The organism is Oxalicibacterium sp. (assembly GCF_057353965.1).
Window position 1 is genome coordinate 621,570 of record NZ_JBMQZD010000004.1, and the last position, 19,199, is coordinate 640,768.

The window sequence follows — 19,199 nt, forward strand, 5'->3', positions numbered from 1 at the left end:
TGCATTGCTGACTCGCTGAGCTTGTCGCCGGATTTTTCCTGTTTTTCATTTGGAGAATCTGATGACATCGAAGTCATATTGGCTCATTTGCGCCGTGCCGTTTGTCATGCAAATCGCATTCGCAGAACCGCCTCAAAATATTCAATCGCGCAGCGAGCAAAAAACGTTCTATCTTCACCAGGACGATGGTGCGCTCACCCTGCAGCAAGCGATCGACCGCGCCTTGCAAAACAACCCGGAGATTAGCATCGCGCTGCATGAAGTAGAGGCCAATGCCGGATTGAAACGTCAGGCCAGTGCGATACCGAATCCCGAACTCGGCTATCTGCTTGAAGATCTGCACAAGGAAACGCGCACGACGACGGTACAGTTAAGCCAGCCGATCGAGCTGGGTGGAAAACGTGCTGCACGTATGGAAGCGGCTCAGCGTGGCGCCGACATTGCGGATGAGGCGTTGCGCGCTAAACGTATTGAGATCAGAACTGAAGTCGTGGGCGCTTTTTACACCGTTCTGGCGATGCAAGAGCGATACCGCATCGCGCAGAGCTCGCTCGAATTGGCAGAACGAGCGAGGAATATTGCGGCAAAGCGCGTCGCCGCCGGTAAGGTTTCTCCGCTAGATGAGACCAAGGCCCGTGTGGCTCGCTCCGCCGCGCAGGTGGAGTTGAGTCAGGCGAACAGCGATCTGATCAATGCGCGATTCCGCTTGGCAGCGCTTCTCGGCATCGGCGAGCCGGATTTCGATACGGTACGGGGTGAGGTCGACGATTTGCCTGCACTGCCTGCATGGAGCACGGTACAGGCACAGGTAGGTCAATCGCCAGAAGTGATACGTGCGCGGCTGGAGTTTGAGCGGCGGCGAGCACTTGTAGCCGTCGAGCGTTCCAAGCGGGTCGGTGATCTGACGCTCACCATCGGCAACAAGCGCGATGAAACGCTGGGCCGGGATCAGACGGTAATCGGTCTTTCCATTCCATTGCCACTATTCGACCGTAATCAAGGCAGTCTCCACGAGGCATTGAGCCGCAGCTATGCAGCCAACGACGAACTTACGGCTGTGCGCGTAAGAGCTGAAAATGAAATACGCCGTGAATATCAACGCTTGAAGACGGCGCACGAAGAAGCGACGCTTTACCGATCGGAAATACTGCCTGACGCGACGACGGCCTACCAAGCGGCGACCAAGGGATTCGAATACGGCAAATTTGACTTCATCGACGTACTTGATGCGCAGAGAACCCTCTTTCAGGCCGAATCCCAATATTTGCGCTCTCTTTCGGAGGCCCATATCGCGGCGGCCGAGATCGAGCGGCTGACCGGCGCCGCCGGCACAACAAAATAAGCGAGAACTTATGAACAAGAAACAGAAGACGGCCATTCTGGCCATCGTTGTCGTCACGGCGCTGCTTGGTGCATTGATCCTTGTGCTGGATCGTCCGCAGAGTAGCGGCAACGAAGCCGAACCAAGCGAAACGCACGCCACTGCGGAAACGGCGAACCGCCCACAAGACAGCAACGCACATGAAGGCGAAGCTGGGCATCGCGCCGATGAAGAAAAGCCGATCGTACTGAATGAGGCGCAGATAGCTCAAGCAGGAATCAAACTGGCGACCAGCGGCCCGGCGACCATTGCGTCGACGATCCAGCTTCCAGCGGAAATCAAGTTCAATCAGGATCGAACGGCGCATATCGTCCCTCGCGTAACGGGTATTGTCGAGTCGGTTTCCGCCGACCTCGGTCAGCAAGTCAAAAAAGGCCAGTTGCTCGCAACGATCAGCAGTACCGTGGTCTCGGATCTGCGCAGCGATTTGCTGAATGCTGAGGAACGGTTGGCATTGGCACGCGCAACCTACAAGCGCGAGAGACAGCTATGGGAGGAGAAAATTTCCGCACAGCAGGATTATCTGCAGGCGCAGCAGGCGCTGCGTGAGGCGGAAATCGCTGCACGCAATGCACGCCAAAAGCTGACAGCGATTGGTGCAAGTGCAAACACTGGCGCATTGAACCGCTTCGAACTTCGCGCGCCGTTCGACGGCATGGTCGTCGAAAAGCACATTTCGCAGGGAGAGTCGGTACGTGAAGACCTGAATGTCTTCACCGTTTCCGACTTGTCAACCGTGTGGGCGGAAATCAGCGTGCCAGCGCATCAGCTCGACGCTGTCCGCGTGGGAGAAAGCGCTGTGGTGCGCGCCACCTCCTTTGATTCCGAAGCCAAGGGGAGGGTCTCGTACGTAGGAGCACTGCTGGGCGAACAGACCAGAACCGCAACGGCGCGCATCGTATTGCCGAATCCGAAGGGGGCATGGCGCCCCGGTCTGTTTGCCAACGTGGAGATCGCGTCCGGCGAATTTGAGGTCCCCCTTGCAGTGCTGTCCGATGCGATCCAGTCGGTGGAAGAAAAGCCGACCGTCTTCGTGCGGGTGCCACAGGGCTTCATTCCTGTACACGTAGAGACGGGCCGTAGTGACGTCCATTACGTCGAAATAGTGGAAGGCTTGCAGCAGGGCGTTTCATATGCAGCTACTGGCAGCTTTGTCCTGAAGGCAGAACAGGGCAAGAACGATGTCGAACATGAGCATTGATGCGAGAGGAAAACGACATGTTTGAACGCATCATTCAATTTTCAATCGCCCATCGCTGGCTTGTATTACTTGCCGTGCTGGGCATGGCAGGATATGGAATATACAGCTACCAGAAGCTGCCAATCGACGCAGTTCCCGACATCACAAACGTCCAGGTCCAGATCAACACGGCGGCACCTGGCTATTCACCTCTCGAAACAGAGCAACGCATTACCTATCCGATCGAAACGGTAATGGCTGGTTTGCCTGACCTGGAGCAGACGCGCTCGCTGTCGCGATATGGTTTATCGCAAATTACCGTTGTCTTCAAGGATGGTACGGATATCTACTTCGCTCGCCAACTGGTCAATCAGCGGATACAGGAAGCAAAAGACAGTTTGCCAGCTGGCATCACGCCTAAGCTCGGTCCAATTTCCACGGGCCTGGGTGAAATCTACCTGTGGACTGTCGAAGCGAAGCCAAACGCCAAAAAGCCTGACGGTACCGGTTACACCGCAACAGACTTGCGTGAGATCCAGGACTGGATCATCAAACCGCAATTACGCAACGTGCGCGGTGTCACTGAGATAAACTCGATCGGTGGTTATGCGAAGGAATACCACGTCGCGCCTTCGCCCGAAAAACTCGCGTCTTACCATCTGACGCTGGAATCCCTGGTCACGGCGCTGGGGAGTAACAACAGCAATGTCGGCGCAGGCTACATTGAACGCCGAGGTGAGCAATATCTGATCCGTGTGCCAGGGCAGGTCAGCACGCTGGACGACATACGCAATATCGTTGTCGCCAATACCGGTGGGGTGCCGGTTCGCATCCGCGATGTGGCAACGGTCGATATCGGCCGCGAGCTGCGCACGGGCGCAGCAACAGACAATGGGCGCGAAGTGGTTCTTGGAACGGTGTTCATGCTGATGGGAGAGAACAGCCGTGCAGTCTCCAAGGCGGTAGCCAAACGCATGGAGCAGATCAACAAGACCCTGCCGCCTGGCGTGGAAGCCATCACCGTCTATGACCGAACCGTCCTGGTGGACAAGGCGATTCACACGGTCAAAAAGAATCTGCTGGAGGGTGCCATTCTCGTGATCGCGGTTCTGTTCCTGTTTCTTGGGAACATTCGTGCGGCGCTCATCACCGCGATGGTGATCCCACTCGCGATGCTGTTCACATTCACCGGCATGGTCAGCAATCAGGTCAGCGCCAATCTGCTCAGTCTGGGCGCGCTGGATTTTGGCATCATTATCGATGGTGCGGTGGTCATCGTCGAGAACTGCGTGCGGCGGCTCGCGCACGCGCAAAGGCATCACGGCCGTCCGTTGACGCGCTCCGAACGCTTCCACGAGGTCTACGCCGCTTCCAGGGAGGCGCGCCGACCGCTGATTTTCGGCCAGTTGATCATCATGATCGTGTACCTGCCCATCTTTGCTCTTTCTGGCGTAGAGGGGAAAATGTTCCATCCGATGGCCTTCACCGTTGTTACGGCCTTGCTCGGTGCGATGATCCTCTCGGTAACTTTCATTCCAGCCGCGGTGGCGCTGTTCATCGGGGATAAGGTTCAGGAAAAAGAAAATCGGCTGATGGAATACGCCAGAGCTCGGTACGAGCCCTTGCTCAAGCATGGAATGGCGAACAAACCGGTGATTCTGGCGCTGGCTGGGGCAATCATTGTGTTGTGCTTGTTAATCGCTTCACGCATGGGAAGCGAATTTGTACCCAGCTTGAATGAAGGCGATATTGCCATTCAAGCCTTACGGATTCCCGCTACCAGCCTGACGCAATCCGTCGAAATGCAAAGGCAGATCGAAACGACCTTGATAAAGACCTTCCCTGAGATCGAGCGTGTCTTCGCACGCACTGGCACTGCGGAAGTCGCATCCGATCCGATGCCGCCGAATATTTCCGACGGCTACATCATGCTGAAGCCGGAAGATCAGTGGCCCAAACCGAGAAAGTCACGTGACGAGCTGCTTGCGCAGATTCAAGAGGTAGTCGACAAGATACCGGGGAATAGCTACGAGTTCTCGCAACCGATTCAACTACGATTCAATGAGTTGATATCCGGTGTGCGAAGTGACGTCGCGGTGAAGGTGTTCGGTGACGATATGAATGTGTTGAATGAAACGGCAAATCGTATTGCCCAAGCTCTGAAGGGCGTCTCCGGCGCGTCTGAAGTCAAAGTGGAGCAAACCACCGGGTTGCCTATGCTGACAATCAATATCGACCGTGACAAAGCGGCGCGCTATGGCCTCAACATTGCCACGGTCCAGCAGGCGATTTCGACAGCGATAGGTGGTCAGGAAGCCGGAACCTTATTCGAGGGGGACCGCCGCTTCGATATTGTCGTCCGCCTGCCAGAATCGATACGTGGTGATCCCGAAGCGATGAAACGCTTGCCGATCCAGTTGCCGGCGACGAACCCGAACCAGAACGCCAGCTATATCCCTCTGGGGGAGATCGCTGGCCTGGATATTGCACCGGGCCCGAACCAGATCAGCCGTGAAGACGGCAAGCGCCGGGTAGTGGTCAGCGCCAATGTCCGCGGACGGGATCTCGGTTCCTTTGTTGCGGATGCCGAGGTGCAAGTCAACCAAAGCGTGAAGATTCCTCCTGGTTATTGGATAGCATGGGGCGGCCAGTACGAAAACCTTGCATCGGCAGCACAACGACTGCAAATCGTGGTGCCAATCTCCTTGCTGCTGGTCTTTGTGCTGCTGTTTGCCATGTTCGGCAATATCAAGGACGGTTTGCTGGTCTTCACGGGCATCCCGTTTGCCCTGACGGGCGGTGTGATCGCACTATGGTTGCGCGGGATTCCCTTATCTATCTCGGCTGCGGTCGGCTTCATCGCACTGTCTGGCGTGGCCGTGTTGAATGGATTGGTGATGATCTCGTTCATTCGCAACTTGAGGGAAGAGGGAAGAGCGTTGTCTGATGCCATCCATGAAGGAGCGATGACACGGTTGCGCCCGGTATTGATGACTGCGCTTGTCGCCTCACTCGGCTTCGTGCCGATGGCATTGGCCACCGGTACCGGAGCCGAAGTACAGCGACCACTGGCAACAGTGGTTATTGGCGGCATTTTATCCTCGACGCTGCTGACGCTGCTGGTATTGCCGCTACTGTACGAGATTATGCATCGTGACGATGAATCGACTGGAATGAATGGCGCACAGGACAGTTCATGGTACGCGAGACTCCTGTTTTGGAGGCGGCGAGCTTATCCGAAAGGAGCGACATGATGCGACACGGGCATTCTCACTTGGGTCATTCGCATTCCCACGTGCCGCAAGGTGAGGGGAGTGAGAAGGCATTGCTGCTCGCGCTGGGTCTGATTACCGACTTCCTGATCGCTACAGTGATTGGTGGCATATTGACCAGCAGTCTGGCGTTGCTATCCGATGAAGCCCATATGTTTACTGATACCACGGAGCTAGCGATCGCATTTGCCGCAATCCGTATTGGTAGGCGACCAACGAACAGAATGCGAACCTTCGGTTACTACCGTTTCGGGATTCTGGCTGCTGCATTCATCGCTGTATTGCTGTTCGGTGTCGCCTTATATATTCTCTTTGACATCTATCGGCGCTTGCAATTACCGTCAGAAATCCAGTCCGCCGGCATGCTGATCATTGCCATACTTGGGTTGATAACCAACCTCGTCAGCATGTGTGTTCTGTCCGGTGGTAAAGACAAGAGCATGAAGGGGCCGTATTTCGAAGTGAGGAGCGATATGCTTGGTTCGCTTGGTGTTATTGTAGGCGCCGTCATCATCCGCTATACGGGGTGGACATGGGGCGATTCTGTAGTAGCAGTGGCAATCTGTTTTTGGGTGCTACCGCGAACGTGGACCTTACTTAGAAGCAGTCTCAATGTGCTGTTGGAAAGTGTGCCAGGAAGAGACTAGCGTTGCGGATATTGACGGTCCTTGCGTGCCATACTTGGGGGACGTCCCGACCTTCACGTATGGGACATTCCAAGTGGAAAGACCAGTCTAACAGTGCATCTCGTTAGTGATTTAGTAGAGGAATATCCGTGATTGCTATTGTCAGTCGTACGAACCAGAGCACGAACATTAATAGATAGCAGTTTTATGAAGGAATATGGCGCGATTGGTTCGCTGACAGCGCATTTTCGATTCTCGCCTGTCCAAATGGATCTACGGAGTCAACGTAGCGCATAGCAGATTGAACACTCTTCCATCCGACATATTCCATCAAGGTTTTTAGATCCCATCCATTGGAAGTCGCCCAGTTGGCAAATCCACGTCTCAGCGAATGGCCGCTATATTGATCTGCAAATGGCACGTTCGCAGATGCGAATGCGATACGTAGTAACGGTACGAGGCTGTCTATATGCAGTCCGCGATCGCCGATGTGCCCCCAGCGATCGACGCGGCGAAAAACTGCCCCTTCAGTTAGACCTCCCGCGTAGATCCAGTCCAAATACGCTTCGACTGGGCAGAGTCGGGACAATGCAGGCACTTTAAAAAATGTTCCTTGGTTGTTGCGGTCGCCTTTGGTGCGCGACAAAAACACCGTCATCCCTGCGCCGGAAACGACCTCCACATTTTGCACTTCCAATCGCGATAGCTCGTCTCCTCGAAAGCCTCGCCAAAATCCCAGTAAAAGAAGAGCCTTGTCACGGGAATGACGCAAAAATGTGGGCCTGTCGCCGCAGTCTTGGGCATGCTGGATTTCTTGATTCAGCCATTTAGAGACTTGATCGAGCTGCGCCAGCTGCAGCGGCCGTGCCTGCTTTTCTCGCGCTGGATGCAGCGCTTGGATACCACGCATGGTCTTTTTTACTACCGGCGCTTTTGTCGGATCCGGAAAGCCTTGGTCGACATGCCATTGCGCTAGTCCGGCAAGACGTTGGCGCAACGTACTGACGGATAGATTGCCAGCATAGTCGGCTAGATAACGGGCAACACTATCAGCCGTTGCCGGTAAAAATCCTCGCCACTCGATCTCGAAGTGCCTGATTGCCCCATCATAGCTTTTACGGGTGTTTTCCCGTATGGCGGCTTGCAGGTATTGCTCGACTTTTGTGACACCAGACATTACTTCACAACACGCAAGCCAGTTTTCGGAGCAGACGGCGTCAAGTTGTACATATGTGCAACTTCGTCGTAATACAGGTGCAGAATCGCGGCCAGTTCGTCATGGGAGTAACCCATGTTGTGGGTGAGATTGGTCACCAGGGCGTCCATGACGCTGGGAACCTCATGAGGAAAATCCAGTGAAGCTGGCTCACGTAAGCGGAAGTTCCGTGCCGACATTTGACGCCACAGATAGATGTATTTCCCCTGATCGATGCGATTGAGCGTTGAGGCGCGATAAATCAGCGATGCCATCGACACGCGCCACAGCGGTTTCATGTACGCGGCTTTTTCGATCGTCAACCCATTCAATTCTGGACCAATATCGCTTTTCGGCATCAGCAATGCAGACGCAAACTGATCGGCCTGCTTCTCCATGTCTGGCGTTGGATAGTCATGCAGAATCAAATGCCCTAGTTCATGGGCCAGTGAAAACCGCATACGGTCAGCCGGCTGATTGCGATTCAGGAAAATAATTGGCGGAAGGCCTGGAATACGGTAGCTGACACCATCGATGCGCGCTGCTTCCATGTCACAGTGCACAACCAGACAGCCGGCACGTTCGGCAAACTCCGTTAACGATTTGATTGGACCACGGGGCACGTACCAGGCGCGGCGCACGTGTTCGGCGATTGTTTCGATGTCGCCGTTATAGTCATCCACGTCATACTGCGGAAAAGGCAATTCAGGTGCAAAATCGACGCTCGATAGAAACGTCCGAATATGCCCGATGCGGACATTCAATTCCGCAATGACGCGATCGAGCACTTTCTGTCCGACCGAAGCCTTTTTGCGGAACATCGGATGCGCACTCATCGGTGAGCCGTATTCACGCTCTGCCTGATAAAAGAATGAGGGAGAGCAGTGCAGGGCTGAGGCCAGCTTATGTACGATCTCTTCCGTTGGTTCACGCAGGCCTTGTTCAATCTTGGACAAGGTTCCTTGGCCAATCCCACATGCATCGGCCAATTGGGCCTGCCCCATGTCGCGCATGCGGCGACGCAGGCCCAATAAATCCGGGCGAAATACCGCGTTAGGAATCGACGCCTGAGCTTCCATATTGCTTCTTGTCTATTTGATCTGTCTTCGGTTTGATAATCCGGTCCGCCACAGAGCCCGTTTCGGGGGCGGGTTCCAGCGGAATAAGCGGCTGTACATTGTGCCTGTCGTCTGCTTCGTCGAGCAAGTCAATCGACCAAACAATTTGCTTCTTGTGTCGTTGAATCAAAACGATGCGCTCAATGTCTGTTTCGGCCGTGTTCAACACATAAAGTAATTCTAGACGGACAATTCCGCCGAACAAATCCTGATCCTGATCATGAAACGCCAATGCTGTCTGTGTAGGAAAATTGCGGGAAAGTAGCTTATCCGTCCCTTTTTTCATGCGGATAAAGATTCGCCCATCAATCAGGATGCCTTCCCATTCCTTGACCGTATCAACAGTGACGTCCTCGCGGCCATCAAACTGCCGTTTGGCATGTGCCAACATCTGGTTCCATACAATGGCTGCTCGCACACGCTTATGTTGCATCTGTGCTGCCAACCGGTTATCCCGCCAATCCTGCCAGGCGGCACGCATGATTTGTTCGAAATCGTTGAAAAATGGACGTAGCAGAGTATCAGCTTGGGACTTGATCAGAAACGGCATACAGACTCCATAGGATCGGAATGTCTGAATCATATGCCGCAACAACAAAATATTCAACAAATTATTCCAAATATTATTCCGACGTTGATTTGACAGCCATCATCGTTGCAAATTCGCGTCCTGATTAAAGCTTTATTCGTTGCATTAACGATCGTGCTGCCTAACGCTGCGGTACAGGCAAGCACCGTGCTAAATGTGCATTCTGGAGGCATCACATAGGATAATTTTTTATTATCTGGCATCAATCAGTTCAAATTTTTCTCCAGAATTGCGGTATTATTAGTATGTATATACGTGGTACGTACCACGGTATGATATTGATTGAGGACGATCCAATGGCGCGAAGCGGTCTATATAAGACTGACGTGAAAAAGGCACGTGATGCGTTGTTGGCGCTTGGCCGGCACCCATCGCTTGATGCCATACGTATTGAATTGGGCAATACCGGCTCCAAAACAACGATCCACAAATACCTGAAGGAACTGGAAGACGAAGAGGGCGGTGTTGCTAATGGCTGCATGACCGTCTCCGAGGCAGTGCTGGACCTGGTGGAGCGGTTGGCCATGCAGTTGGAAAACGAATCGCGCGCCAAGATCGATGAATGTCAGGTACAAGCGGCTGAACGCGAGCGGTACCACGCGGACACTGCTGCCGAGTTCAGGGCGCAAATCGATTCCTTGACTGCCCAGCTTGACCAGGTACGAAACGCTTACAACGCTCTGGCAGATAGTCAGGAGCAACGCCGAACGCAACTCCAATCAGAATCGATTGCGCGACATACGGCTGAACAGCAAGTGGCTGATCTCAAAGAGCGCCTTTTGGAAAACGAAGGGCATCGACGTTCGCTGGAAGAAAAGCATCAGCATGCCAGAGAAGCGCTGGAGCATTATCGACACTCGGTAAAAGAGCAGCGCGATCAGGATAGTCGCCGGCATGAGCAGCAAATTCAGCAACTACAAGCCGAAATGCGACACCTCCAGCAAAGCCTGGTCGTTAAGCAAGAAGAAGTGACGCGGCTCAATCAAGAGGGAAGTCGACTGGTCAATGAAATTTCACATGCTGAATTGGCGCTACGCGAACGGGATACCCGTCTGCATCAGACCGAACAGAAAATAGATGTGTTACGGCCATTCCAGGAACGCTGCAACTTGCTTGAAAAGGATTTGGCGCAAAAGGAGAAAATGTTGGTCGAGCGCGATACACAATATGCGCGGTCCGTTGTGGATCTACAACAGTCGCAACTACAGCTTGCCGCCGCGACCGCTCAAATTGATTCTCAAGAAAACCGGATTGCAGAGCTGCGTGGGTTGCTCGACAAATTCCAACCCCAATCCCTAGGGGAAGGGTAGAAGAAGGTGGCTTACTGCATCCTGTCGTAAGCCACCAATCACATCGTCAATCTTAATGGCAGTGATAACCGCCATTTTTACGATCATTGTGGCAACCATTTTTATCGGTTCCGCCCGAATGAGCAAAGGCTGCAGAGCTCATCAAAAGCATGCATGCCACGGCTAATAGTTTTTTCATGTTTCCTCCCAAGTAATTCATGCGCAAATGGCGCCCGATAATTATTCAGGAAGGTGAGATCCGATACTAGGAATATTTACCAACAATTTGTTAATTTGTCATCATTGCAGTTGAAGGCGAATCGCATAACCAAGTCTCAGTCGTCAAAGTTAGGAAATTTCGATAACTTTCCTAACTTTTCTATACTTGCCTTATCTGGCATTGATATCTTGGCTGAAATTTCTACGGTACGCTCTAAAGTGAATATTCGCATCAAAACTTCCATCGATTCGCATCGCAACCTTGCCATCTGATCGCATAACAAACCTGCTACGGGTCGCATCTGAAAGTTGCCATCTATTCGCATGGCAAACTTGCCACTACATGGCGCTTGATGGGCAGTTGGAATGATCATCACCCAGATCAGTACGCCCACCGCCAGATTGACCTGGGCGATTTCCATGCCGCCAACTACACGTACCACGGAAGGGAAGACCTGCCCGATGCCGATGACAACAATGCATAGCGCGACCCAGACCGTCAGATATCGCTCAAAAAAACCAATGCTTGGTGCTGCCTCTTTCGCGACGGCCGCTTGTGAAGCTGTCATGACGGTTAGGCTGCGACCGGTGTTTCACCAATCTTGCGGAGTTCTTGCTGGATGGCGTGCTTTTCCAGCACGTGCAGTGGAAGGCTGAGGAAAGTATTCATCCGCGCCAGAATCTGACGATATATCTTTTCAAACACGGCACGTTTTTCTTCATCAGTACCTTCTGCCGCAGCTGGATCTTCAAAGCCCCAGTGTGCTGTCGCTGGGTGCCCTGGCCAGTGCGGGCAGGCTTCGCCGGCCGCGTTATCGCAAACGGTGATGATGAAGTCCATATGTGGCGCGTCTGGTGCGGCGAACTCATCCCAGCTCTTGCTGCGCAAATGGTCGACTGGATATCCAGTGCGGGTCACCATCTCAATTGCGAACGGATTGACCTTGCCGCCCGGATTGCTGCCAGCGCTGAAGCCCTTGAAGCGGCCTTTGCTCATGGTGCTGACAAGCGCTTCTGCCATGATCGAGCGTGCGGAATTACCGGTGCAGAGGAAAAGGATGTTGTAGGTTTTGTCGGTCATGATGTCGCGATCGAGGTGGAAGTTAAGAACGGATGGTTAGCAGCCCGAGCTGCTTTTGTCTTTGGCGGGCGCGCAGCATGCCGCAACGGGAATAATCGTGGGTGCCGGTGCGCAGCAGGCCGTTTCGGCTGGCTCTTCGCGCGATTCGCTGAACACCGGAATGCTGTCGAGCGTGTGATAGCTCTCCCAGGCAATCCCTTGCGGATCAATAGTCCAGTGCTTGTTCGACTTTGCGTAGCAACATGCGGCGTCTACCTGCGTTTCGATTGGTAGATCGGCCTTCGCAAGCCGCTCGTTCATCTCTTCAAGCTCTTCCTCGGTTTCTACTTGAAAGCCCAAGTGGTCGACGCCAATGGCGTTCGAGCGCGATGAGATCGCGAAGTTGATGCGTGGGTCTTCGAGCATCCACTTGGCATAGTCAGACTTGACGACTGTTGGTTCTGCATTAAACAGCGCCGAGTAAAAACGGATGTTGTGCGCCAGATCGGCCACACGGACATGGACATGCATGCGTTTCATGACGATTCTCCTTCAGGGCAGCAGGCGGGGGAAGCCGGAGTGCAAGGGTTGCCGCCGCAGCAGTTTTCAGTGAGGTAGGCCAGCACGGCATTCATGGTTTCGTACTTGGCCGAGTAGATGACAAATCGCCCTTCCTGCCTTGAGCTCGCCATATTGGCCATGACGAGTTCCTTGAGATGGAACGATAGGGACGAAGGAGCCAAGCCTGTTAATTCGGCCAGCTTGCCGGCGGGTAGACCTTGCGGTCCGGCCTGAACAAGATGACGGAAAACGGCGAGCCGCGACTCGTGCGCGATGGCACTTAGCGCTTTGGCGATTTCTAATTCTTCCATATTTCAATAATAGTCGAAATAATGGAGATAATCAAATCATTTGGCATGGTCGGTTACTGTACGTATGTCCAGTATAGAATGCGACATTGCAAACAACTTTGCCCACTATCCATGAGTGCTCAGCCTAATGCATCCAGTTTAGAAATTCGTACCTTCGGCAGCTTCGAAGAAATTCAAGCACTCGATCAGTTTGAAGTGAATGCACCACTCAACCCGGCTAATTACAAACGATTGTTTGGCGACTATCACTTACCGGAAAAAGTGCGCTGCTGTGTGCAGAAAGAAAATGGAAAACTGTGCGAGGAACCACATAATCATGGCTGGCTTGTCGAGAGAGCCGACGGAAAGTTGACTTTGGTCGGAGGCGATTGTGGCGTGAACAAATTCGGTGCCGATCGCCGATTGATGGTCGATCTCAGTCATTATCGGAATGAAAAGGCGCGGCAAGAGCGCATCGCCTCATTATCGGAAGCGCTTACAGCCAAGTCCGAGCGCCTTGGAGCGCTAGGAAAGATGCAGGCGGACGTCAAAGCCCTTGAAGCTCGGATGCAAAAGACAACAAGTCAGTTCGGTTTGCTGACCACGAGACGTTTACAGGACATGGTCAGAACGCGTCGCTATGAAGTCTTCATTACTGCCACACGGCAGCGAACCGAGACAGATTCGAATGGACACACGACATACGAAAACAGCTCATTCCAACACCGGCTTGGAAGTCTTGCCGCACTTGATCTGGTTACTGCAGGAGCATTTAATGCGCTCTACGATGCAGTCAATGACATTGTACGTGCGTACGAACTTGCCGAAACATTGATCCAAGAGCCGGATTTGCGACGTAAATCTAAGCAAGTCAATGCTGTTGCAGGAAGGCTGCAACAATATGTCGGATCTATCCAAGAAGGGCAGCGTTTAGAGCGAAAATTTTTCGAGAATGATTTTTCCCTGTTCTGTTTTCTGACAAAGGATAAAAACGAGCGTGCCAAGGCCGCTAGGCTGGCTATGTCTCGGTTAGGGAAAAAATCTGAAAAGATCGAGCCAGGGAATTGGCTGGCCAAACACGAGGCGAATATCAAAGAACAGCTACAAGTACATAGCATATCGATCGGATAAAGACAGACGGAGGAAGAATCCTCATGAGGAAGCGTCTTCTATCGATAAAGTATTTGAAGTGGAGAATGAATGGCACGTCCAGACGCGACGATTCTAGTAATTGACCTTGAAGCGACTTGCTCGGATGACGGCTCTATCGTTGCAGAGCAGATGGAAACCATCGAAATCGGTGCGTGCTGGGTTGGGCCCGAGGCAACGGTTCTGGGACGCTTTCAATCGTTCGTGCGCCCCGTCAGAAATCCAAAATTGACTACGTTTTGTACTTCTCTCACAGGCATTCACCAAGGTGATGTGGATAGCGCGCCATTGTTTCCGGATGCGGCGGTATTGCTCCACCAGTTTGTCGAGCAATATCGAACCGCAACATCAATCTGGGTGAGCTGGGGTGCATACGACCAAAAACAAATCATGCGGGATAGCGCTTTGCATGGAATTGCCGAACCGCTTGGCCTCCCGCACCAGAATGCCAAGCGATTATTCGCAAAAGCGCAGCGCATCGGTAAAGAGGTTGGGATGGTCAAGGCCTGTCAACTAGCTCGACTCACGCTGGAGGGAACGCATCATCGTGGTCTCGATGATGCGTTGAATATTGCGCGCTTGCTGCCCTGGGTGTTTGGAGAAAAAACGCTCGGCCAAAATCCATAAATCAGTTTGTGGCATTGAACTGATCGCATAACGCTTGGTCTGCGTAGGCAAATTTGCCATGCGAATCGATGGCAGGTTTCAGATGCGTTAGGTGGCAGCTTTGAGATGCGAATCAGTGGCAATGTCGATGCGTATACTCACTAAAGGTCTTGTGCAAATGCACTGGTTTGGTTATAGTGATTTCAACATAGCCGCCACGCCTCTTAACAATGCGCAACCTTGGCGGCTTTTCTTTTTCTGGCAATCGTAGCGGATCGTCATGATTAGTAAGACACGCGACAGAACTGCGAAGTGTTGGGGAAAGTAGCGCCGGTTGGACGAAAATTTAGTGCCACTGACGCATTGCGAGACTGACTCTCAATGTACAATTCCGTCCAAGACGATCCGAGAGCGAGTGAAAGACGGACGTGCTGCCCAAAGAAAATTGGGTCCTGCGGCTAGCAGGGGAAACAGAATCTCGCAAGGTAGCCTACTACCGAGATCAGGCCCTTCGGGGCCTTTTTCTTTGGTATCTCATTCCGTAAAGTCACACTTTGATGACGTCTACGCGCTCCACGTATCTGTTAGGTACAGGTTAAATGCGATTCGCAGAATGAAAATTATTTTTCTAGATTTTGACGGCGTTCTGCATGATTTTCCTCCACCTCAGGACAGTGCGAAATTATTTTGCAATCTACCGAGGCTTGAGGCAGTACTAAGAGAATACGTAAATGTACAAATCGTAATTAGCAGTAGCTGGCGGCAAGATTACGCACTTCCGTACTTGAAAACCCTGTTTTCTCAGGACATTGAGGATGCGCATGAAAGTAGCCATTGATCCGCACGCCAAAGTAGCCATAAATTCGCATCTCATAGTAGCCACAATTTCGCAGCGCTTTTGCCGCCGCCTTCGCTTTGAAGAATTTATTTATTGACGTGGTTATAGATGTGAGACTCGCAATGTAGGTATATCTACGATGCATTGAACTTATATGATGAATCGCCCCCACTTCCGTAGACACTTCCGAGCCATATAATTTGGCTAAATGGAGGTGTTATGAGTGGCAAGCGATATACAGAAGAATTCAAGGCTGAGGCGGTCAAGCAAGTGACCGAACGGGGGCATCCCGTTGCCGAGGTGGCAAGTCGGCTCGGAGTGACGACCCACAGCCTATATCAGTGGATTAAGAAATACGGCGTATCGGCCCCTGAACGGCAAGCAGCGCAGGGCCAGGAAGCCGAAATCCGCAAGTTAAAGGCAGAACTCAAGCGGGTCACCGAGGAGCGCGACATCCTAAAAAAGGCCGCCGCGTACTTTGCCAAGACGTCCGGGTAAGGTACGCATTTATCCGGGAGCATGAGAGCGAGTATCCGGTGCGACGGCTGTGCAAGGTAATGGCGCTGCATCCGAGCGGCTACTACGCCTGGCGAACCAATCCCCAATCGAAGCGCAGTATTGAAGACCAACGGCTGCTAGGGCATATCAAGCAATCATGGCTGGAAAGCGGTGCGGTGTACGGTTACCGCAAGGTGCATGACGACCTGCGGGAACTGGGAGAGACTTGCGGGCACAACCGTGTTTATCGGCTGATGCGACATGCCGCCATTCGCTCCCAGACCGGTTATCACCGCAAACCTGGACACCGTGGCGGCCAGGCGGCGGTCATCGCTCCCAATCGCCTGCAGCAGCAATTCGACGTGGCAGAGCCAAACCGGGTATGGGTCGTTGATATCACGTACATCCGTACACATGAAGGCTGGCTATTCTTGGCGGCGGTCATCGACCTGTTCTCCCGGCAGGTGGTGGGTTGGTCGATGCAAGCTCGCATGGACCGGGAGTTGGCGTTGAATGCGCTGCTGATGGCAGTCTGGCGCCGTCAGCCGAAAGAGACCGTAACCGTACATTCAGACCAGGGCAGTCAGTTCAGCAGTTACGACTGGCAGGACTTTCTGAAGGCCCATAACCTGCAGGCCAGCATGAGCAGGCGAGGAAACTGCCACGACAATGCGGTAGCAGAGAGTTTCTTCCAGCTGCTAAAGCGGGAGCGGATAAAGCGGCGGACATACAGCACGCGGGAAGAAGCCAGGCAGGATGTGTTTGATTACATCGAGATGTTTTATAACCCGAAGCGCCGGCATGGTTACAACAATCGGCTGTCGCCGGTAAACTACGAGAAGCAGTATTTCGAGCGGCTCGCTAGTGTCTAGGATACTGGGTGCGATTCATGACGTGTCAGCGAAGAAGGCTGGCAGGACCGCTAAGGTGGCGTTACTGCGGCTTGGCATTAATTTCGCATTGGAGTGCAACACGCACTACAGTTCAATATAAGTTTGAAGGCGAGAACCAACCGCAATTTTTTTAACGTCCCGGCTGTCCCCTCTCAGGGAGTCGGCTGTTCGCCGTAATGTGCGTGGAGGCAAAGCAAGAGCGCGCCGACCACGATCGACATGTCCGCAATATTGAATGCGGGCCAATGCCATCTCATCAGGTAAAAATCCAGCCAGTCGACAACGGCGCCCCGCGTTAAACGATCAGCAACATTGCTCATCGCGCCGCCAATTAGCAGGGCAAACGATGTCGCCGTTTTTTGCAGTGGATGCAAGACGATCGATATGGTGAGCGCAGCTGATATGCCGACGCCGAGTGCGATCAAAAACCAACGTTGCCACCCGGATTGGTCGGCCAGAAAGCTGAATGCCGCACCTGTATTGAGGGCATGAACCAAATTGAAAAAGGACGATACCGGCCATACTTGCCCCAAGTCCAAGGTCGACTCTATCCACCGTTTGGTCAACTGATCAAGAGCGAACACAATGAAGGCGAGCGTGAGCAGGCCCGTGCGGTGCCGCCTTCTTGCTTGGAGCCAGCGTTGCTCCGTTGAGGTCTCCTGAAAGGGAATATCCATCAAGAGAGTTTCAAAATGCGTTGAGCACCACGCATGACAATCAACGCGATGAAGGTGCCGATAATAAGATCCGGATACGACGAATGTGTCCAGTGGACAAGCAAGCCGGCCACGATGACACCGATGTTCGCCAGCACATCGTTCGCAGAAAAGATGTAACTCGCTTTCATGTGCACCCCATGATTCCGTTTTTGGGAAATCAGTACCAGGCAGCTCACGTTAGCGATCAGGGCAAGTACGCCGATCCCCATCATCAGGTCCGACTCCGGTTCGCTGCCGAACGTGAACCGGCGTATGACTTCTACCAGCGCGCCGACGGCCAGAATCATCTGTAGCCAACCAGCGATATGCGCTGCCCGGACCTTCATGTGCGCGGCCCCGCCAACCGCGTAAAGCGAAAGCCCATACACGGCAGCGTCGGCGAACATATCCAGAGAATCCGCGACCAGCCCGGCCGATTGCGCCATTAATCCCAATATCATTTCGACGGCAAACATGGCGCCATTGATCGCCAGCAGCAGACGCAGCGTGCGCGCTTCTCCTGTGTCGTCTGGTGCCGCCGTCGCGCTGACCGGTCCGCTGTCCGCCATTGTTGTCTGCGTAATCGATGCACCGAGATTCAAAGGGCTGAGCTTGGCAAGAATCTCTGACGCCGGCACCTGGTGCACGACCTGCAACTGACGGCTTTTTAGATCGAACGACAAACGCACGCTATCACCGTATTCCTGAAGCGCCATGCGGATCAGGTTTTCTTCAGAAGGGCAATCCATCTTCGGTATGGAAAAAACAGTTTGCTGATAACCGCTGCTGCCTTCGCCTACCACACGCGTTTCTTTCACCGACGCCCCAAGATTCAATGGCGACAGGCGTGCGAGCAAATCGGCCGGATCGGCACTGTGCGTGATGTATAACGTCCGATTCGGCAAGTCGAAACGCAATGAGGTGACGGGCTCGTCGGCTAACGCCATGCGGATCAGATTCTCTTCAGATGGACAGTCCATCTTCGGGATGCTGAACGTCGTTTCTTGATGCGTTGACTGCCGATCATTTAGAACCGATAGTGGCTCGGAGCTGGCCAAGGTCGCGCCTAGTTTCAAAGGCTCAAGGCGTGCAGATACATCGTCAGGTATGCCGTCATGCTCGATCGTCACACGTCTGTTCTGAAGGTCGAATGCAAATTGGTGGACCGGTATGGCTGCCAGTGCCATCCGAATCAAGTTCTCTTCTGAAGGGCAATCCATCTTCGGTACCGTATAGGTGCTACGGTAACGGTTGTTTCCCTGCTGACTCGTTTCTGCCGCCATGTTGTCCTCCCGCGTCAATTCTTGCAGAATAAAGCTTATAGTAGCTATAAGGTCAAGGAGGCTTTATGAAAATAAGCGAATTCGCGAAAGCGGCTGGCTGCCAAGCGGTGACCGTGCGCTTCTATGAGGGGGGCTCGCAGAATTCGGAAAAAATCGTACGCTAAGGTTTTCCGGGCATCCGTAGGGGCCGAAACTTCCCGTCTTCCAGTCTGCGGCTCTGCCGCCAGACGTAATCGCCGGTGAGGTTGATGTGCTCCCAGCCCAGCGGCGACAGGAATTGCAGCAGCTCGCCGTCCACCGGCTTGCCGGCCTCGACCAACCCCTGGGTGGCGCGCTCCAGGTACACCGTGTTCCACAGCACGATAGCCGCCGTCACCAGGTTGAGGCCGCTGGCCCGGTAGCGCTGCTGCTCGAAGCTCCGATCCCTGATTTCCCCAAGGCGGTTGAAGAACAC

Annotated in this window: 19 protein-coding genes and 1 pseudogene; 9 read left to right on the forward strand and 11 right to left on the reverse strand. The window is 53.3% G+C overall.

Annotation, left to right across the window (positions count from 1 at the left end):
• The first annotated feature begins 61 nt into the window (after positions 1-61).
• Genes ACO1VH_RS09395 through ACO1VH_RS09410 form a run of 4 tightly spaced genes read left to right on the forward strand, consistent with a single transcriptional unit; the run spans position 62 to position 6,480 of the window.
• A complete protein-coding gene (locus ACO1VH_RS09395; RefSeq protein WP_188422781.1) occupies positions 62-1,342 on the forward strand; it encodes a TolC family protein in 1,281 nt (426 codons plus the stop codon).
• 10 nt (positions 1,343-1,352) lie between these two features.
• Positions 1,353-2,582, forward strand: coding sequence for an efflux RND transporter periplasmic adaptor subunit (locus tag ACO1VH_RS09400; RefSeq protein ID WP_188422780.1), 1,230 nt, complete (start codon positions 1,353-1,355; stop codon positions 2,580-2,582).
• A gap of 17 nt (positions 2,583-2,599) precedes the next feature.
• The gene (locus tag ACO1VH_RS09405) at positions 2,600-5,815 is read left to right on the forward strand and encodes a CusA/CzcA family heavy metal efflux RND transporter (RefSeq protein WP_188422779.1); all 3,216 of its coding nucleotides are present in this window, start codon (positions 2,600-2,602) and stop codon (positions 5,813-5,815) included.
• Entirely contained in the window at positions 5,815-6,480 is a 666-nt protein-coding gene (locus tag ACO1VH_RS09410; RefSeq protein WP_443093955.1) for a cation diffusion facilitator family transporter, read from the forward strand. Before ACO1VH_RS09405 ends, ACO1VH_RS09410 begins: the two co-directional genes overlap by 1 nt.
• 184 nt (positions 6,481-6,664) lie before the next feature.
• Here ACO1VH_RS09410 and ACO1VH_RS09415 read toward each other — a convergent pair whose 3' ends face one another.
• From ACO1VH_RS09415 to ACO1VH_RS09425, 3 genes are read right to left on the reverse strand one after another with little or no spacing between them, the layout of a single operon-like run.
• A complete protein-coding gene (locus ACO1VH_RS09415; RefSeq protein ID WP_188422778.1) occupies positions 6,665-7,636 on the reverse strand; it encodes a site-specific integrase in 972 nt (323 codons plus the stop codon).
• Complete coding sequence (locus ACO1VH_RS09420) at positions 7,636-8,733, reverse strand: helix-turn-helix domain-containing protein (RefSeq protein ID WP_188422777.1); 1,098 nt, start codon at positions 8,731-8,733, stop codon at positions 7,636-7,638. The genes ACO1VH_RS09415 and ACO1VH_RS09420 overlap by 1 nt, the downstream gene beginning before the upstream one ends.
• The gene (locus tag ACO1VH_RS09425) at positions 8,708-9,322 is read right to left on the reverse strand and encodes a hypothetical protein (RefSeq protein ID WP_188422776.1); all 615 of its coding nucleotides are present in this window, start codon (positions 9,320-9,322) and stop codon (positions 8,708-8,710) included. Before ACO1VH_RS09425 ends, ACO1VH_RS09420 begins: the two co-directional genes overlap by 26 nt.
• A gap of 311 nt (positions 9,323-9,633) precedes the next feature.
• Here ACO1VH_RS09425 and ACO1VH_RS09430 point away from each other — a divergent pair, with 311 nt between their 5' ends.
• The gene (locus ACO1VH_RS09430; protein ID WP_229724166.1) at positions 9,634-10,671 is read left to right on the forward strand and encodes a DNA-binding protein; all 1,038 of its coding nucleotides are present in this window, start codon (positions 9,634-9,636) and stop codon (positions 10,669-10,671) included.
• A gap of 52 nt (positions 10,672-10,723) precedes the next feature.
• On the opposite strand, the gene ACO1VH_RS09435 is transcribed toward ACO1VH_RS09430, so the two are convergent.
• The 5 genes and pseudogenes from ACO1VH_RS09435 to ACO1VH_RS09455 form a co-directional block, all read right to left on the reverse strand.
• Positions 10,724-10,849, reverse strand: a complete 126-nt coding sequence (locus ACO1VH_RS09435) for a YHYH domain-containing protein (protein ID WP_188422775.1) — start codon at positions 10,847-10,849, stop codon at positions 10,724-10,726.
• A gap of 382 nt (positions 10,850-11,231) precedes the next feature.
• Positions 11,232-11,438: pseudogene (locus tag ACO1VH_RS09440) on the reverse strand (arsenical-resistance protein); the annotation flags it as partial.
• A 5-nt stretch (positions 11,439-11,443) separates the two neighbouring features.
• On the reverse strand, positions 11,444-11,950 hold the full coding sequence (locus ACO1VH_RS09445; RefSeq protein WP_188422774.1) for an arsenate reductase ArsC: 507 nt from the start codon (positions 11,948-11,950) through the stop codon (positions 11,444-11,446).
• 36 nt (positions 11,951-11,986) lie between these two features.
• A complete protein-coding gene (locus tag ACO1VH_RS09450) occupies positions 11,987-12,469 on the reverse strand; it encodes an ArsI/CadI family heavy metal resistance metalloenzyme (protein ID WP_188422773.1) in 483 nt (160 codons plus the stop codon).
• Complete coding sequence (locus ACO1VH_RS09455; protein ID WP_188422772.1) at positions 12,466-12,801, reverse strand: ArsR/SmtB family transcription factor; 336 nt, start codon at positions 12,799-12,801, stop codon at positions 12,466-12,468. Before ACO1VH_RS09455 ends, ACO1VH_RS09450 begins: the two co-directional genes overlap by 4 nt.
• A gap of 111 nt (positions 12,802-12,912) precedes the next feature.
• On the opposite strand from ACO1VH_RS09455, the gene ACO1VH_RS09460 reads away from it, so the two are divergent.
• From ACO1VH_RS09460 to ACO1VH_RS09475, 4 genes are all read left to right on the forward strand, one after another.
• Positions 12,913-13,911: a hypothetical protein gene (locus ACO1VH_RS09460; protein ID WP_486244220.1), complete on the forward strand. Its 999-nt coding sequence runs from the start codon at positions 12,913-12,915 to the stop codon at positions 13,909-13,911.
• Positions 13,912-13,980: 69 nt separating this feature from the next.
• Positions 13,981-14,556 carry a 3'-5' exonuclease gene (locus ACO1VH_RS09465; RefSeq protein ID WP_188422770.1) on the forward strand — a complete coding sequence of 192 codons (576 nt, stop codon included), beginning with the start codon at positions 13,981-13,983 and terminating at the stop codon, positions 14,554-14,556.
• A 592-nt stretch (positions 14,557-15,148) separates the two neighbouring features.
• Entirely contained in the window at positions 15,149-15,373 is a 225-nt protein-coding gene (locus ACO1VH_RS09470) for an HAD domain-containing protein (RefSeq protein ID WP_188422769.1), read from the forward strand.
• A 219-nt stretch (positions 15,374-15,592) separates the two neighbouring features.
• A protein-coding gene (locus ACO1VH_RS09475) for an IS3 family transposase (RefSeq protein WP_486244221.1) occupies positions 15,593-16,743 on the forward strand; the annotation gives its coding sequence in 2 pieces (ribosomal slippage) (positions 15,593-15,830 and positions 15,830-16,743; 1,152 coding nt in all).
• Positions 16,744-16,916: 173 nt separating this feature from the next.
• Here the strand turns inward: ACO1VH_RS09475 and lspA are convergent.
• The 3 genes from lspA to ACO1VH_RS09490 all read right to left on the reverse strand — a co-directional run.
• Positions 16,917-17,441 carry a signal peptidase II gene (gene lspA / locus ACO1VH_RS09480; protein WP_188422802.1) on the reverse strand — a complete coding sequence of 175 codons (525 nt, stop codon included), beginning with the start codon at positions 17,439-17,441 and terminating at the stop codon, positions 16,917-16,919.
• Entirely contained in the window at positions 17,441-18,442 is a 1,002-nt protein-coding gene (locus ACO1VH_RS09485; protein ID WP_188422801.1) for a cation efflux transmembrane domain-containing protein, read from the reverse strand. Before ACO1VH_RS09485 ends, lspA begins: the two co-directional genes overlap by 1 nt.
• A 463-nt stretch (positions 18,443-18,905) precedes the next feature.
• Positions 18,906-19,199: Tn3 family transposase (locus ACO1VH_RS09490; RefSeq protein ID WP_139267884.1), on the reverse strand; the 294-nt coding region annotated here is incomplete at its 5' end.